General features: G+C 45.6%; 13 protein-coding genes. 12 read left to right on the top strand and 1 reads right to left on the bottom strand.

Features of this window, described 5'->3' with window-relative positions:
• Positions 1-29 precede the first annotated feature (29 nt).
• From MFP28_RS09000 to recG, 12 genes are all read left to right on the top strand, one after another.
• Complete coding sequence (locus MFP28_RS09000; RefSeq protein ID WP_002907134.1) at positions 30-545, top strand: diol dehydratase small subunit; 516 nt, start codon at positions 30-32, stop codon at positions 543-545.
• 98 nt (positions 546-643) lie between these two features.
• Complete coding sequence (locus MFP28_RS08995; protein ID WP_002907133.1) at positions 644-2,500, top strand: diol dehydratase reactivase subunit alpha; 1,857 nt, start codon at positions 644-646, stop codon at positions 2,498-2,500.
• Entirely contained in the window at positions 2,481-2,861 is a 381-nt protein-coding gene (locus tag MFP28_RS08990) for a glycerol dehydratase reactivase beta/small subunit family protein (RefSeq protein WP_002898186.1), read from the top strand. The genes MFP28_RS08995 and MFP28_RS08990 overlap by 20 nt, the downstream gene beginning before the upstream one ends.
• Before the next feature lie 58 nt (positions 2,862-2,919).
• Positions 2,920-3,453: a GlcG/HbpS family heme-binding protein gene (locus MFP28_RS08985; RefSeq protein ID WP_002898183.1), complete on the top strand. Its 534-nt coding sequence runs from the start codon at positions 2,920-2,922 to the stop codon at positions 3,451-3,453.
• Positions 3,454-3,641: 188 nt separating this feature from the next.
• Positions 3,642-4,355, top strand: a complete 714-nt coding sequence (locus MFP28_RS08980) for an MIP/aquaporin family protein (RefSeq protein WP_002907132.1) — start codon at positions 3,642-3,644, stop codon at positions 4,353-4,355.
• Between the two features lie 133 nt (positions 4,356-4,488).
• Complete coding sequence (locus MFP28_RS08975; RefSeq protein ID WP_080556474.1) at positions 4,489-5,688, top strand: acetate/propionate family kinase; 1,200 nt, start codon at positions 4,489-4,491, stop codon at positions 5,686-5,688.
• 292 nt (positions 5,689-5,980) lie between these two features.
• A complete protein-coding gene (secA, locus tag MFP28_RS08970; protein WP_002907130.1) occupies positions 5,981-8,500 on the top strand; it encodes a preprotein translocase subunit SecA in 2,520 nt (839 codons plus the stop codon).
• 20 nt (positions 8,501-8,520) lie between these two features.
• Complete coding sequence (locus MFP28_RS08965; protein WP_002901054.1) at positions 8,521-9,552, top strand: 3-deoxy-7-phosphoheptulonate synthase; 1,032 nt, start codon at positions 8,521-8,523, stop codon at positions 9,550-9,552.
• Position 9,553: 1 nt separating this feature from the next.
• Positions 9,554-10,585 carry a 3-deoxy-7-phosphoheptulonate synthase gene (locus MFP28_RS08960; protein ID WP_002907129.1) on the top strand — a complete coding sequence of 344 codons (1,032 nt, stop codon included), beginning with the start codon at positions 9,554-9,556 and terminating at the stop codon, positions 10,583-10,585.
• A gap of 107 nt (positions 10,586-10,692) precedes the next feature.
• The gene (gene acpS, locus MFP28_RS08955) at positions 10,693-11,055 is read left to right on the top strand and encodes a holo-ACP synthase (protein ID WP_002907128.1); all 363 of its coding nucleotides are present in this window, start codon (positions 10,693-10,695) and stop codon (positions 11,053-11,055) included.
• Positions 11,045-12,151: an alanine racemase gene (gene alr, locus MFP28_RS08950; protein WP_032916049.1), complete on the top strand. Its 1,107-nt coding sequence runs from the start codon at positions 11,045-11,047 to the stop codon at positions 12,149-12,151. Before acpS ends, alr begins: the two co-directional genes overlap by 11 nt.
• 104 nt (positions 12,152-12,255) lie before the next feature.
• Positions 12,256-14,271, top strand: coding sequence for an ATP-dependent DNA helicase RecG (gene recG / locus MFP28_RS08945; RefSeq protein WP_002907126.1), 2,016 nt, complete (start codon positions 12,256-12,258; stop codon positions 14,269-14,271).
• Between the two features lie 715 nt (positions 14,272-14,986).
• Here recG and MFP28_RS08940 read toward each other — a convergent pair.
• Positions 14,987-15,949, bottom strand: coding sequence for an asparaginase (locus MFP28_RS08940; RefSeq protein ID WP_002907125.1), 963 nt, complete (start codon positions 15,947-15,949; stop codon positions 14,987-14,989).
• Positions 15,950-16,087 lie beyond the last annotated feature (138 nt).

The raw sequence follows: 16,087 nt of genomic DNA, 5'->3' as shown, positions 1-16,087 counted from the left end.
GCATATGATGTCTACAAGGAGAAATCAGAATGAGTGAATCAGTAGAAACATTAGTAAAACAAATATTAGCCGAGCTAAGCGACAGCGGCTCAGCTAGTCAAGGATCAACCAGTCGTCCTGTCAGTTCTGATGAAGCGACAGCGGCTGATTATCCTATTTCTAAAAAACACCCAGACTGGATAAAGGTTGGTCAGGATAAGAAATTCGAAGATATTACACTGGAAAATATCTTGTCTGGCTATGTAACTGCAGAGGATTTGCGGATTAAGCCAGAGATTTTGATTAAGCAAGGCGAAATTGCTAAGAATGCCGGCCGCGAAGCAATCCAGTATAACTTTTCTCGGGCTGCGGAACTGACCAAGGTTCCGGATGCGCGTGTGCTGGAAATCTACAATGCCCTGCGCCCTTACCGGTCTTCCAAACAGGAATTATTGGATATTGCCAATGAATTGGAAAACCAATATGGAGCTGTTATCTGTGCAGGCTTTGTCAGAGAAGCCGCTGAAAATTATGAGCGCCGCAAGAAGTTGAAAGGTGACAACTAATCCGGTTTTACCAAGGCTATTTTGGGTTGAAAAAAGATTATTGTCACTTCTTTTATAAATGCTGCTCAAAATAGCCTAATCTTGGTGGAGGTGAAAATGTGAAACGAATCATTGGAGTAGACATAGGAAATTCTTCGACCGAGTCTGCCTTAGCTGAAGTGCAAGATGATGGAAGCATTCACTTTCTTGCCTCAGCCATTGCGGATACAACAGGTATCAAGGGGACCAAGGAAAATGTCCACGGGATTTATCAATCTCTGAGAAAATTGATGGAGCAAACATCCTTTGAACTGGGGCAAGTTGATTTGATTCGGATCAATGAAGCGACACCTGTTATCGGTGATGTTGCCATGGAAACCATTACGGAGACGGTCATTACTGAGTCTACCATGATTGGTCATAATCCTCGTACTCCAGGCGGACTGGGTCTGGGGATTGGACTCACAGTAGATATTCTCGATTTGGTTCATCATCCTCTTGATGGGAAATACATCGTGGTAGTGCCAAAGATTATTGATTTTGACTTGGTTGCCCAGCTGATCAATGCCTATCTAGCCAAGGGCTATCAGATTACCGCTGCAATCTTGCAAGCGGATGATGGGGTTCTGGTCAATAACCGCATTAGCCAGAAGATTCCAATCGTGGATGAGATTCTCTTTATTGACAAGGTGCCTTTGGGCATGCAAGCTGCTGTTGAAGTGGTAGAGCAGGGGAAGGTAATTTCCCAATTATCCAATCCCTATGGCATTGCGACAGTGTTCGGCTTGAGTGCAGAAGAGACGAAAAGCATCGTTCCCATTGCCCGTGCCCTCATTGGCAACCGCTCAGCTGTCGTGATTAAGACACCAGCAGGCGACGTTCAGGCTCGGACGATTCCAGCAGGCAGTATCCAAATTATCGGCAAGGAGCATACCTTAAAGGTGGATATTTCCAAGGGTGCCGATGAGATTATGGAGAAGATTGTCTATGCTGGCGAGATTAGCAATGTTGTCGGAGAGGCGGGGACCAATGTTGGTGGCATGCTGGAGAAGGTTCGTCAAACTATGGCTAACCTGACCGAGAAAGAGCCTTCCGACATTTATATCCGTGACTTACTAGCCGTCAATACTTTTGCTCCGATTTCTGTGCGCGGTGGTGTGGCTGGAGAGTTTTCTATGGAGCAGGCTGTCGGTATAGCCTCTATGGTAAATTCTGACAAGCTGCAAATGTCCATCATTGCCCAAGAAGTCGAACGTGAGCTGGGTATTACCGTAGAAATCGGTGGAGCAGAAGCTGAATCAGCTATCCTCGGGGCTCTGACTACACCAGGGACGGATCGCCCCTTGGCTATTTTGGACTTAGGAGCAGGCTCGACAGATGCTTCCATTATCGATAGCAGGGGTCAAATCTTGGCTGTCCATCTAGCCGGTGCCGGTGATATGGTAACCATGCTGATCAATTCGGAGTTGGGACTGGAAAATCATCATCTGGCAGAGGACATCAAACGATATCCTTTGGCTAAGGTAGAAAGTCTTTTCCATATCCGGCATGAAGACGGCACTGTTCAATTTTTTGACAAGCCGCTGTCTGGAGATTTGTTTGCCAGAGTCGTCATCGTCAAGGAAAATGATGAATTTGTTCCTATTGATGACGGAGACTACTCTATCGAAAAAATCAAACTCGTTCGACAGTCTGCCAAGGAAAGAGTCTTTGTTACCAATGCAGTTCGGGCTCTCAAGCGTGTCAGTCCTACTCAGAATATTCGAGACATTCCTTTCGTTGTCATCGTGGGTGGCTCAGCTTTGGACTTTGAAATACCTCAGCTAGTGACTGAAGCCCTCTCTCAGCATGCCATTGTAGCTGGTCGAGGTAATGTGCGTGGCTTGGTAGGGCCTCGAAATGCAGTAGCGACCGGACTGATTTTGACCTATGTCAGAGAGAAATGGGGGGCCGACTATGGAATTAGCTTATACTAGAAAGCCCACCATTAGGCTGATAGCTACGGACAATGCTCCTGCGGATAAGGTGGCACAAATCGGCTACGGTATCGAAGAGGAAGGTATCCCATTTAGTCTAATCAGCCCAGATGAACTTAGCGATCCTGTATCACTAGCGCATGTGGCTGCCAATCAATCCCAGCTGTTAGTAGGGATTGCCTGTGACGGACGAGATGCAGTCCTCCATTATCGTAACTTGCCGCTTGAAAAATTTATCTATCGCATCAAAGATTATTCCGCTATACCAGACCACGTTTTGCGCCTATTTGGCTCAAATGCAGCGCGTTTGGTCAAGGGAGTCCCGTTTAAAAAATCTGACCTGTTAGAAGCATCTTTTTGACTTGTTCCGATCAATTCAAAAAGATGTCCGTATCAACTACTGAAAAGAGGTGAAATGGATGGCTAGAGATAGAGAGAAAGACGAGCTCAGCAGTCCAGAACTATCAAGCTGGGAAGGAAACTCAGAATTGCAGGACATCATCATCCAAAAAGTCCTTGCCAGATGCCAAACCTTACTGGATAAAGAGCCTGTTCTTTTCACAAATATCTATCAGGATGCCTGGGAATTGGTAACAAGGGCCAGACGCAAGGCTGAAGAGCTGGGACTAGCCGTCGTGATAACGGTGGTTGATCCAGCAGCACAAGTCGTGATGACCTATCGTATGGAAAATGCCTTGTTAGTGAGTAACGATATGGCTTATAAGAAAGCTTACACAGCTGTTGGCATGAGGATGCAGTCCAAGGATTTAGCACCTTTAACTCAGCCTGGCCAGTGGCTCTACCAGCTGGAAACGATGACTGACAATAAGGTTGTTAGTTTAGCTGGTGGCATTCCTATTTATTGCCAGTCAGAGATGATTGGCGGTATCGGCGTCAGCGGAGGAAGTTCTGAAGAAGACCAGTCCATTGCTGAGTATGCTGTAGGACTGTAGAGAAGCAATCTAGCAAATTAAATAATATCAGAGGAGAGAATACCGCTTGCAATCCATGCTTTGGAGCTAGGGATTTTCTCCTATTTCACGAGCATATTTCTCTTATACTTTCTTAGACTCTATATTGCGCTGTAGAAGCAATATAGAGGAGAGAGTATAAAGTATTTCGAAATGAAGGAGTATGGAGTATGGAAAAATATCTAGGTGAATTTTTAGGCACCATGGTTCTGATGGTTTTTGGGAATGGAATCGGAGCGTCTATCAGTCTTAATAAGAGTCTCGCAAAAGGTTTCTCTCCCAACTGGTTTACCGTTGTATTTGGCTGGGGCTTGGCAGTGACCTTGGGTGTCTATACGGCAGGATTTTATAATACTGGCGGTCACCTTAACCCAGCTGTCACTATTGCCTTTGCGGTGGGTGGCATCTTCCCTTGGGAACAAGTGGTGGGCTATATCATCGCTCAGATTCTAGGGGCTTTTGTCGGAGCGGCTATTGTAGTGCTCTTCTATTATCCCCATTTCAAAGAAACCAAGGCAGAAGAAGGCAACTCAGTTGGCGTATTTGCTACTGGACCAGCCATCCAGAATCCAGCATTTAATCTGCTTAGCGAAATCGTTGCGACTTTCTTCTTCATCTTTGCACTTTTGATGATAACGCACGGCGAAATCACGCCTGGACTCACTCCGCTCTTAGTTGGCTTCCTCATTATGGCGGTCGGCTTGTCTTTGGGTTCGACGACAGGTTTTGCCCTCAACCCGGCCCGGGACTTCGGCCCACGCCTTGCTTATGCCCTCTTGCCAGTTCCGAATAAAGGAGATGCAAACTGGGCTTATGCTTGGGTGCCAATTGTAGGACCGACTATCGGCGCTGTCTTGGCTGTCTTGGCAGTCAATGCTATGTAATATATAAAATAGTAAATAAGCTAGCCGACCAGTTGAAGCTAGCTTATTTATCTAACAAGCAGCAATGGAAAGTTTCAGTTTTCAAAAAACGTTATTTGGAAAAATCACTGTTTTCATTGCTCAGGAGAAAAATATGTCTAAAAAAATTTTTGCGATTAATGCGGGCAGTTCGTCATTAAAATTTCAACTGCTCAGTATGCCTGATGAAAGCCTTTTGGTGAAAGGAATTTTTGAAAAGATTGGCTTAAAGGAAGGCATTTTTAAGATTGAATTTGAAGGTCAAAAAGAAAAGGAACTGCTGGCTATTCCTTCGCATCAATTTGCCGTGGATTACTTGCTGAACTTTCTTTTAGAGCGGAAGCTGATTGCTTCTCTGGACGAGATAGATGGAGTCGGTCATCGCGTAGCCCATGGCGGAGAATCCTTTGATGATTCTGCTTTGATAGACGAGCAAGTGCTATCCATAATTGAGAAGCTATCCTTCTTAGCTCCTAGCCATAACCCTGTCAACTTGGTAGGGATTCGAGCTTTCCAAAAGGCCTTGCCGGAGACAGGACAAGTGGCTGTGTTTGATACGGCCTTTCATCAAAGCCTTTCACAAGCTTATTATCTTTATCCTCTTTCCTGGGAATATTATCATAAATACGGTCTGAGGAAGTATGGTTTCCATGGAACGAGTCACAAGTATATTGCTCAAAAGGTAAAAGAGATTTGGGAAGGGCAAGGAGAAGCTACGGAACATTTGAAGATTATCAACTGCCATTTAGGCAATGGTGCTAGTATCTGCGCTATAAAAAATGGTCAGTCTGTCAATACTTCGATGGGATTCACCCCCTTGGCTGGCCTGATGATGGGCTCCCGCTCAGGTGATATTGACCCTATGATTCTTCCTTTTTTGCTAGAACAGGAAAAATTATCAGCCCAGCAATTAAGCGATGTCCTCAATAAAGAATCCGGTCTACTAGCAATCTCCCAGCTCAGCAATGATTTAAGAGATGTTCTGGAAGCTTGTGACAGAGACGATGAAAAAGCTAGTCTAGCAGTCAATATGTTTGTCAACCGCATCGCTCAGACCATTGCAAGCTACATCACAGATTTAGATGGTCTGGATGCCTTGGTTTTCACTGCTGGAATCGGCGAGAATTCAGCCTTGATCCGTAGCTTGGTCGTTCAAAAGCTCAATTGCTTAGGACTTTCTTTGAATCAGGCAGCTAACGAGCAAGGACAGCTCTTTATTCAAAATTCTCAGTCGCAGGCTAAAATTCTCATTCTTCCAACCAATGAAGAATTGATGATTGCCCAAGACACCATGCGCTTGCTGGAATTTAAGTAGCCAAAATAGCGGTAGAATGTTCAAGGAGTGATAGATCTTATCAGGAACAGCTTTCTTTATTAAGAAGAAAAAAGTAGACTAGTTTACGCTTGTATTGTTTAGACCCGAAAAGACAGAGCAATACCTCTGCCTTTTCTTTTTTAGCCTCTAATCTCCTGCCATCTCCCAGTTCTGTAAGCACAGTCTAATGGAGCTTTTTTGCTTTTTTCATTCTTGAAAGATATAGGAAAACATGCTATAATGAAAAGAACATTCTAAAAATCAGAAAGATTATTATATAGTAAGGAAAAAAATGGCGAATATTTTAAAGACTATCATTGAAAATGATAAAGGTGAATTAAGAAAATTAGAAAAAATGGCTGACAAAGTCTTGGCTTATGAAGACGAAATGGCGGCCTTGTCTGATGAAGAACTCCAGGCAAAAACAGAAGAATTCAAGAAACGCTATGCCGATGGTGAAACTTTAGATCAGCTCTTATTTGAAGCTTTTGCGGTTGTCCGTGAGGGAGCTAAGCGGGTATTGGGACTTTTCCCTTATAAGGTACAGGTTATGGGGGGGGTCGTTCTCCATCATGGTGACGTTCCGGAGATGCGTACCGGTGAAGGAAAAACCTTGACTGCGACGATGCCAGTTTACCTAAATGCCCTTGCAGGCAAAGGTGTGCACGTTGTCACAGTCAATGAATACCTGACTGAGCGTGACGCGACTGAAATGGGTGAACTCTATTCTTGGCTGGGCCTTTCTGTCGGTATCAATCTGGCAGCTAAGTCTCCATCTGAGAAGAAAGAAGCATACGCTTGTGATATTACCTATTCAACCAATGCTGAGATCGGCTTTGACTACCTGCGTGATAACATGGTAGTCCGCGCTGAAAACATGGTACAGCGTCCACTCAACTATGCCTTGGTCGATGAGGTGGACTCAATCCTGATTGACGAAGCTCGGACACCATTGATCGTATCCGGACCGGTTTCTTCAGATACCAACCAGCTTTATCATATGGCTGACCACTATGTTAAATCGCTGGATAAGGACGACTACATCATCGATGTTCAGTCTAAGACGATTGGTCTGTCTGACTCAGGTATTGACAAGGCAGAAAGCTACTTCAAGCTGGACAATCTCTATGATATTGAAAATGTTGCCCTGACTCACTTTATCGACAATGCCCTGCGAGCTAACTACATCATGCTCCTTGACATTGACTATGTGGTCAGTGAAGATCAGGAAATTCTGATTGTCGATCAATTTACCGGTCGGACAATGGAGGGACGTCGTTACTCTGATGGTCTCCACCAAGCGATTGAAGCTAAAGAAGGTGTTCCGATTCAGGAAGAAACAAAGACCTCTGCTTCCATTACTTATCAGAACCTCTTCCGTATGTATAAGAAGCTGTCCGGTATGACAGGTACAGCCAAGACAGAGGAAGAAGAGTTCCGCGAAACATACAACATTCGTGTTATTCCAATTCCAACCAACCGTCCGGTAGCACGTATTGACCATTCTGACCTGCTCTACCCAAGTATTGATTCTAAGTTTAAGGCAGTTGTTCAGGATGTTAAAGAGCGTCATGAAAAAGGGCAGCCTGTTCTGGTCGGTACCGTTGCGGTTGAAACCAGTGATTATATTTCTAAGAAATTGGTAGAAGCTGGGGTTCCTCACGAAGTTCTTAATGCAAAAAACCACTATAAAGAAGCACAAATTATCATGAACGCCGGCCAACGTGGTGCGGTTACTATTGCGACCAATATGGCCGGACGGGGAACCGACATCAAGTTGGGTGAAGGTGTTCGCGAACTGGGGGGACTCTGCGTTATCGGTACAGAGCGCCATGAAAGCCGCCGGATTGACAATCAGCTGCGCGGACGTTCAGGCCGTCAGGGTGATCCAGGTGAGTCACAATTTTACCTGTCATTGGAAGATGAGCTTATGCGCCGCTTTGGTTCAGAGCGCATTAAAGCCCTCTTGGATCGAATGAACCTTAGTGACGAAGATTCTGTTATCAAGTCTGGCATGCTGACCCGTCAGGTAGAGGCAGCTCAGAAGCGTGTCGAAGGAAATAACTACGATACGCGGAAACAAGTCTTGCAATATGATGACGTGATGCGTGAGCAGCGGGAAATTATCTATGCTGAGCGCCACGATGTCATTACTGCTGATCGCGACCTCAGTCCTGAAATCCATGCTATGATTAAACGGACTATCAATCGCATCGTTGATGGTAGCAGCCACTCTGATCAGGATGATAAGATTGAAGCAATTTTAAACTTTGCTAAGTATAACTTGGTTTCAGAAGATTCTATTTCTGACAGCGATTTGGAAGGCAAGTCTGACCAAGAAATCAAAGATTATCTGTTTGAACGCGCATTGGAAGTCTATGACAGTCAGATTGCTAAGCTAAGAGACGAAGAAGCAGTACGTGAATTCCAGAAGGTCTTGATTCTGCGCGTGGTGGACAGCAAGTGGACTGACCATATCGACGCCCTTGACCAGCTGCGCAATGCTGTTGGACTGCGCGGTTATGCACAAAATAATCCAGTTGTCGAATATCAAGCAGAAAGCTTCCGTATGTTCAACGACATGATTGGCTCTATTGAGTTTGACGTGACTCGTCTGATGATGAAAGCACAGATTCATGAGCAAGAGCGCCCTCGGACAGAGCGGGCTATCAATACCACAGCTACCCGCAATATCTCTGCCAAGGCGCCAAATATGCCTGAGAATGTAAACCTGTCTAATGTAAAGAGAAATGACCCTTGTCCATGTGGTTCTGGCAAGAAGTTCAAGAACTGCCACGGCCGTAAAAAGTAAACATAAAAGAAGGAGAATAGATGACCTTTAAAGCAACTAGTCAACCCATTGATGTGGCAGAAGTTCGCCAACTTGCTAAGCTAGAAGGCGACATGTTGGCTCGCAAGGAAAAGCGTGACCGAGAGTTGGAAGCAATTCTGCGTGGTCAAGATGACCGCATTCTCTTGGTTATCGGTCCCTGCTCTTCAGATAACGAAGAAGCGGTGCTAGAGTATGCCAAGCGTCTATCTGCTCTCCAAGAAGAAGTAAAAGACCGCATTTTCATGGTCATGCGGGTTTATACTGCCAAGCCTCGGACGAACGGAGATGGCTACAAAGGGCTTATTCATCAGCCCAATGCGACTGCCGCTCCTAGTCTGATTAACGGCATTAAGGCAGTCCGTAATCTGCACTATCGGGTTATTTCTGAGACAGGCATGACCACAGCTGATGAGATGCTCTATCCAGAAAATCTGCCTCTGGTAGATGATTTGATTTCTTACATGGCTGTGGGAGCTCGGTCGGTCGAAGACCAGCAGCACCGCTTTGTGGCTAGTGGGGCTGACCTGCCAACTGGCTTGAAAAATCCGACTTCTGGTAATCTCAATGTCATGTTTAACGGCATCTATGCAGCTCAGAACAAGCAGAGTTTCCTATTCGCTGGTAAGGAAGTCGAAACGTCTGGCAATCCCTTGGCACATGCCATCTTACGCGGTGCCCTCAATGAATACGGCAAGAATATTCCCAATTACTATTATGATAACCTACTGGATACCATTGCCCAGTATGAAAAAATGGGCTTAGAAAATCCCTTTATCATCATTGATACCAATCATGATAACTCTGGTAAGCAGTATCTGGAGCAGGTCCGTATCGTTCGCCAGACTCTGATTAACCGGGACTGGAATGAAAAGATTAAGGCTACAGTGCGTGGCTTTATGATTGAGTCTTATCTGGAAGACGGTCGTCAGGACGAACCAGAAGTCTTTGGCAAGTCCATTACTGATCCTTGTCTGGGTTGGGCAAATACAGAACAGCTGGTTCGTGAAATTTATGATACATTAGGAAAATAGTATGGCATTTATTGAAAAAGGTCAGAAGATTGACATTGAGCAGATTAAGTCCAGAACCAGACTGACTGGTCAGGCCTTGGCTCATAAAAATAAGCGAGATCAAGAACTAGCTGAGATTCTCAGTGGGGAAGACGAGCGTATTCTCTTGGTTATCGGTCCTTGCTCATCGGACAATGAAGAGGCTGTGCTGGAGTATGCCCGCCGTTTGTCAGAGCTGCAGAAGAAGGTCGCGGATAAGATTTTTATCGTCATGCGGGTCTATACTGCCAAGCCGCGGACCAATGGGGATGGCTATAAGGGCTTGGTTCACCAGCCGGATACATCTAAAGCGCCAAGTCTTATCAATGGTTTGCAGGCAGTTCGTCAGCTACACTACCGTGTCATTACAGAGACTGGTCTGACGACGGCTGATGAGATGCTCTATCCGTCCAATCTTGTGCTGGTAGACGATTTGGTAAGCTATCATGCTGTGGGTGCCCGCTCAGTTGAAGACCAGGAGCACCGCTTTGTGGCGTCAGGTATTGACGCCCCGGTCGGCATGAAAAATCCAACTTCTGGCAATCTGGGAGTTATGTTTAACGCTGTCTATGCGGCACAAAATAAGCAGACTTTCCTTTTTCATGGCCAGGAAGTAGAAACCTCTGGAAATCCGTTGGCTCACGTTATTCTGCGTGGGGCAACCAATGAATATGGTAAAAATATTCCAAATTTCTACTATGAAAATATGCTGGATGCCATTTCCTACTATGAAAAGATGGGCTTGGAGAATCCTTTCATCGTCATCGATACTAATCACGATAACTCTGGCAAGCAGTACCTGGAACAGATTAGGATTGTGCGTCAGACCTTGCTTAATCGGGATTGGAACGAAAAGATTAAGAGAGCGGTTCGTGGTTTTATGATTGAGTCTTATCTGGAAGACGGCCGGCAAAATGAGCCAGAAGCCTTTGGTAAATCTATCACTGACCCTTGCCTAGGCTGGGACAATACTGTTCAGCTTATTGAAGAAATTTACAACACTTTAGATAAATAAGGAAAATTGAAAGGGACAGTCTTGACCTGTAAAGAGGACTAACTGTCGGGTGAAGACGAACTCAGCTGGCTGCCCAGCTGAGTTTTGTCGCCTTTCCAGAGAATGATATGATAAAAGGACACGGAATTGACATAGAAGAACTGGCTGCCATTGAGCGAGCCTATCTGAAAAATGCCCGCTTTGCAAAGAAGGTCTTGACAGAGGCGGAGCTTTCTCGTTTTGAGGAGTTATCTGGCAAACGGAAAATAGAATTTCTAGCTGGTCGTTGGGCTGCCAAGGAGGCTTTTTCTAAAGCTTGGGGAACCGGTATCGGTAAACTCAGGTTTCAGGACTTAGAGATTTTAAATGACCGTCTGGGAGCGCCTTATTTCAGCCGGTCACCTTTTACTGGCAAGGTTTGGATTTCGCTCAGCCATGCTGCTGGCCTAGTTACAGCCAGCGTTATTTTGGAGGAAAATGATGAAAGCTAGTCTGCATAGACCCAGCAAGGCAGTGATTGATTTAGCTGCCATTGATTTTAATATTAGACAATTGAGTGCCCATCTGCCTCAGACGACAGAGAAGTGGGCCGTTGTCAAGGCCAATGCTTATGGCCACGGAGCTATTGAGGTTTCTAGGCATATTGAGCCCCTCGTAGATGGCTTTTGTGTGTCTAATATCGATGAAGCCTTGGAGCTGCGTTCAGCTGGCATTGGCAAAAAAATTCTGGCGCTTGGAGTATCAGATCTGGCTGCGCTTCCGCTGGCTAGAAAGGGAAAGGTGTCTCTGACCGTAGCCAGTTTAGAATGGTTGGATCTAGCTTTAACTGCTGAAGAAGACTTGACTGGATTGAACTTTCATATCAAGATTGACTCTGGTATGGGGCGGATTGGTTTTCGAGATAGTCAGGAAGCTCAGGAGGCAATCCATCGCTTGCAGGCTGCTGGGGCTGTCGCGGAGGGAATTTTTACCCACTTTGCAACGGCAGATGAAGCGGAGCACCATAAGTTTGAAGCCCAGCTGACTCGTTTTCATCAGATCTTATCTGAGCTGGACAGTGTTCCTCCTCTGGTTCACGCTAGTAATTCTGCCACCTCTCTCTGGCATAGCGAGACTGTTTTAAATGCGGTTCGGCTGGGGGATATCATCTATGGTCTCAACCCTAGCGGAAGAGTCTTGGAACTTCCTTACGAATTCAAGCCAGCTCTGTCGCTGGTCTCAGAATTGGTACATGTCAAGGAAGTAGAGGCTGGAGCAGATGTTGGCTATGGAGCCACCTACACTAGCCAGTCTCAGGAGTGGATTGGCACCATTCCTTTGGGTTATGCGGATGGCTGGACACGGGATATGCAGGGCTTTGATGTCTTGATTGATGGTCAGCGTTGCCCTATTGTTGGCCGCGTTTCCATGGACCAGATTACAGTGCGTCTGCCTCAGGCTTATCCCCTTGGCACGTCGGTTGTGTTGATTGGAAATAGCGGTGCGGAGACCATTACGGCGACAGATGTGGCAGAAAAACGTGGCACCATTAACTATGAGGTGGTTTGCCTGATTAGCGACCGTGTACCGAGGGTCTATAAAGACTAAGAAGATTAATGCAGGGAACCGCTTGAAGTATTTGATAATGTTCTAGCTTGGCCCCCTGTCTGCGATATTAGCACCGCAGCAGTATCAGAACTGAAAGAGGAATTATGAATTTACACCAACCTTTGACGGTTCTGCCTGGTGTGGGACCGAAATCAGCAGAAAAATTTGCCAAGCTGGGTCTAGAGACCTTGCAGGATTTGCTGCTTTATTTTCCTTTTCGTTATGAGGATTTTAAGAGTAAGAATGTCCTAGACTTGGAGGATGGAGAAAAGGCGGTTGTTTCTGGTCAGGTCGTAACCCCGGCTAATGTCCAGTATTATGGCTACAAACGCAACCGCCTGCGCTTTACCATCAAGCAAGGGGAAGTCGCTCTGGCAGTTAATTTCTTTAACCAGCCTTATCTGGCAGACAAGATTGAAGTGGGAGCTAATATAGCCGTCTTTGGCAAGTGGGATAAAGCCAAGGCTAGTCTGACTGGCATGAAACTTCTGGCTCAGGTAGAGGACGACTTGCAGCCTGTCTATCGGCTGGCTCAGGGAATTAGTCAGGCTAGTTTGGTCAAGCTGATTAAGACTGCCTTTGACCAAGGATTAGACTTGCTCTTAGAGGAAAATCTGCCCCAGCTCCTACTGGAACGCTACCAGCTAGTGAGCAGAGTGGAGGCTGTGCGGGCCATGCATTTTCCTAAAGATTTAGCAGATTACAAGCAGGCTCTTCGGCGGGTTAAATTTGAAGAACTCTTTTATTTCCAAATGCAGCTGCAGGTCTTAAAGAGAGAAAGCAAGGCTGTCAGCAATGGATTGAAGATTGATTGGCAGTCGGATGCTGTAGCCGAGAAAAAGAAGAGCTTACCTTTTGAGCTGACTTCGGCTCAGGAGCGCAGTCTGGCAGAGATTTTGCAGGATTTGCGGTCGCCTGGCCACATGAATCGCCTGCTGCAGGGCGATGTGGGAAGCGGAAAGACAGTAGTCGCTGGTCTAGCTATGTATGCTGTTTATACAGCTGGCTTTCAGTCAGCTCTGATGGTTCCAACAGAAATTTTGGCTGAGCAGCATTTTGACAGTCTAGCTCAGCTTTTTCCAGAATTGAAGCTGGCCCTGCTAACTGGTGGGATGAAAGCAGCTGAGCGCAGGGAAACCTTGGCAGCGATTGAAAACGGTCAGGTGGACATGATTGTCGGAACCCATGCCTTGATTCAGGAAGCAGTCCGTTACCATGCATTGGGCTTGGTCATTATTGACGAGCAGCATCGCTTTGGGGTGGAGCAGCGCCGGATTTTACGGGAAAAGGGAGACAATCCTGATGTCCTCATGATGACGGCGACACCAATTCCCAGAACCCTTGCTATTACAGCTTTTGGTGATATGGATGTCTCCATTATTGACCAGATGCCGGCAGGACGCAAGCCTATCATCACTCGCTGGGTCAAGCATGAGCAGCTGGAAGTCGTCCTGGACTGGCTGAAAAAAGAGCTCCACAAGGGCGCTCAGGTCTACTTTATCTCTCCCTTGATTGAGGAATCTGAGGCGCTGGATCTTAAGAATGCCATTGCCCTAGAAGAAGAACTGACAGCCTATTTTGGTCAGCAGGCCCAAGTGGCTCTGCTTCATGGCAAGATGAAGAGCGAGGAAAAAGAGGCGATTATGCAGGACTTCAAGGAAGGACGGACTGATATTCTGGTCTCTACCACAGTCATTGAGGTCGGAGTCAATGTCCCAAATGCTACGGTGATGGTCATCATGGATGCGGACCGCTTTGGACTCAGCCAGCTTCATCAGCTAAGAGGCCGCGTCGGCCGAGGGAGCAAGCAATCTTATGCCGTCTTGGTTGCCAATCCTAAGACGGAGTCGGGCAAGCGACGCATGAAAATCATGACTGAGACGACCGATGGTTTCCTGCTGGCTGAGGAGGATCTGAAAATGCGAGGATCTGGAGAAATCTTTGGCACTCGGCAGTCTGGTATTCCTGAGTTTCAAGTGGCAGACATCGTGGAAGATTATCCGATTTTAGAAGAAGCCAGAAAGGTTGCCAGTCAGATTACAGCTGATCCGAACTGGCGGACAGATCCTAGTTGGCACTTGATTGCTCTTCATTTGGACAAGCGAGATTACCTAGATTAAGAGTTCTTTGGATTAAGTTTCCTGCAAGTTATTTATAAGTAGGCTTTAAGTTTGAGGGATTATACTATTGTCAAATCAAAGAAAGAGGTAGGACCAATGACAAAGTAAACATCCCTTAAAATCTGGTAACCAAAGCTTGAAGACTAGAAGACCTGCGAGGTATGAGCCACTCAAAGAATAAGAATAATTTAGAATTTTTTCATCATAAATCTCCTAACAAATCACAAGCTTCACCCAATCGGTGAAGTTTTTTTGTATTTGATTGAAAAGACTTGTTCGTTTCAAATAGTAGATAAGGATTGCTGCCGGATTTCGTTGACTATAAGCTTTCCCTAAGAAATCTATAAGAGATTCTTAAGTTTAGGGCTGTATCCTTATATCCAAGTAAGAACAAAAAGATTAGACACCAAACTTGAAGCTAGACACTCCAAGAGTTTCGTTTTTGCTCTTAAAGAATGAATGATAAGCGAGGTAAAAGCTATGAAAGTTGCAATCAAAGTCCACTATCCAAAGACATTTAAGAAAGCTCAGAAAATAGAGGTGACCTATGGTAAGTGATTATATTTTTGAAATTTTAGAGTCTCTGTTTGAGGTTATCTTCTAAGTCCAGCGATTCAATGAAGTTTTCCCAATGTTAGAATATGAAAGAGTCAAAAAAGTGCTAAGCAACCTTAGCACTTTTTGATTTAAAGAAAGTAAATAAGGACTTTTTCTCTCAGCCTTCCATATAATCTCGTAGTTCTTGGTCTTTGAGTCCAGCATTCAGGGCGATGAGCAGTTTGATTCTGGCTTTTTGAGCATTGAGCTCCTTGACGAAGAAAATACCAGCCTGGTGCAGTTGAACACCGCCTCCTTCATAAGCATAGACTGGCTCAGCAATCCCGTTAAAGCAGCGAGAGACAAGAGCGATTGGCAGTCCGACTGCTATCATATCAGCCAGTTTGTCAGCTACTTCCTTGGGGAGGTTGCCAGCACCGAATGCCTCAATGATGAGGCCGTCTATCTTGTCTAAATCCAGCATGTCTAGCAACTCTGTCTTCATACCCGCATAAGCTGGAATGATGGGCACCAGACCAGAAATGCTGTTCAAGTCAAAGCGGACCCGAGGCTCTGCTGTCTTAAAATAGAGAATTTCCTGCTTCATAATCAAGCCAAGCGGTCCGTGAGTCGGCGTCTGGAAGGTGCTGACATTGGTCGTGTGGGTCTTGGTTACATACTTGGCAGCATGTGCCTCGTCATTCATCACGACAAGCACGCCTTTATCACTAGCTTTTTTATCACTAGCTACCCGCAGGGCTGTCAGGTAGTTATAGACTCCGTCGCTCCCCAGCTCATTGGAACTGCGCATAGCTCCAGTCAGAATGACCGGAATTTTCGGCAGCTGCATAGTATCTAGAAAGTAAGCTGTCTCTTCTAAAGTATCTGTCCCATGAGTAATGACTACTCCGTCAAATTGGTCAGCACTGGCTTTGATTTTCTGGTAGAGCTTGAGCATGTGCTGAGGCGTGATATGAGGACTGGGAATATTAAAAAAGTCAATGACTTCCGTCTCAATCCCCTTAAGCGGAATTGTCACATGGTTCATAGGGTTATCAGCATTGGTGACGACAGCCCCAGAGCCGTCAGCCTGCATGGAAATGGTTCCTCCTGTGTGCAGGACCAAGATTTTCTTTGTCATAAATCCTTTTTCTCCTTGTAGTCATGATGCAGATTCGAAAACTTACATTCTGTTTTCATAGAGTTTTCAATCCTATTGCATAGATATTACTCCAGCTTTTCTTTTCTGCAATTCATGTGATTGTATGTCATTTTTGTG

The sequence above is a fragment of the Streptococcus sanguinis genome (assembly GCF_050234405.1).
GTDB classification, from domain to species: domain Bacteria; phylum Bacillota; class Bacilli; order Lactobacillales; family Streptococcaceae; genus Streptococcus; species Streptococcus sanguinis_W.
This window is presented reverse-complemented; position numbering and strand designations above follow the sequence as displayed.

Excerpts from the sequence above, each read along its gene's own strand:
- MFP28_RS08960 (WP_002907129.1), top strand. The coding sequence starts at position 9,554 with ATGGCATTTATTGAAAAAGGTCAGAAGATTGACATTGAGCAGATTAAG.
- secA (WP_002907130.1), top strand. The coding sequence starts at position 5,981 with ATGGCGAATATTTTAAAGACTATCATTGAAAATGATAAAGGTGAATTA.
- alr (WP_032916049.1), top strand. The coding sequence starts at position 11,045 with ATGAAAGCTAGTCTGCATAGACCCAGCAAGGCAGTGATTGATTTAGCT.
- MFP28_RS08965 (WP_002901054.1), top strand. The coding sequence starts at position 8,521 with ATGACCTTTAAAGCAACTAGTCAACCCATTGATGTGGCAGAAGTTCGC.
- MFP28_RS08980 (WP_002907132.1), top strand. The coding sequence starts at position 3,642 with ATGGAAAAATATCTAGGTGAATTTTTAGGCACCATGGTTCTGATGGTT.
- acpS (WP_002907128.1), top strand. The coding sequence starts at position 10,693 with ATGATAAAAGGACACGGAATTGACATAGAAGAACTGGCTGCCATTGAG.
- MFP28_RS08975 (WP_080556474.1), top strand. The coding sequence starts at position 4,489 with ATGTCTAAAAAAATTTTTGCGATTAATGCGGGCAGTTCGTCATTAAAA.
- MFP28_RS08985 (WP_002898183.1), top strand. The coding sequence starts at position 2,920 with ATGGCTAGAGATAGAGAGAAAGACGAGCTCAGCAGTCCAGAACTATCA.
- MFP28_RS08940 (WP_002907125.1), bottom strand. The coding sequence starts at position 15,949 with ATGACAAAGAAAATCTTGGTCCTGCACACAGGAGGAACCATTTCCATG.
- MFP28_RS09000 (WP_002907134.1), top strand. The coding sequence starts at position 30 with ATGAGTGAATCAGTAGAAACATTAGTAAAACAAATATTAGCCGAGCTA.
- recG (WP_002907126.1), top strand. The coding sequence starts at position 12,256 with ATGAATTTACACCAACCTTTGACGGTTCTGCCTGGTGTGGGACCGAAA.
- MFP28_RS08990 (WP_002898186.1), top strand. The coding sequence starts at position 2,481 with ATGGAATTAGCTTATACTAGAAAGCCCACCATTAGGCTGATAGCTACG.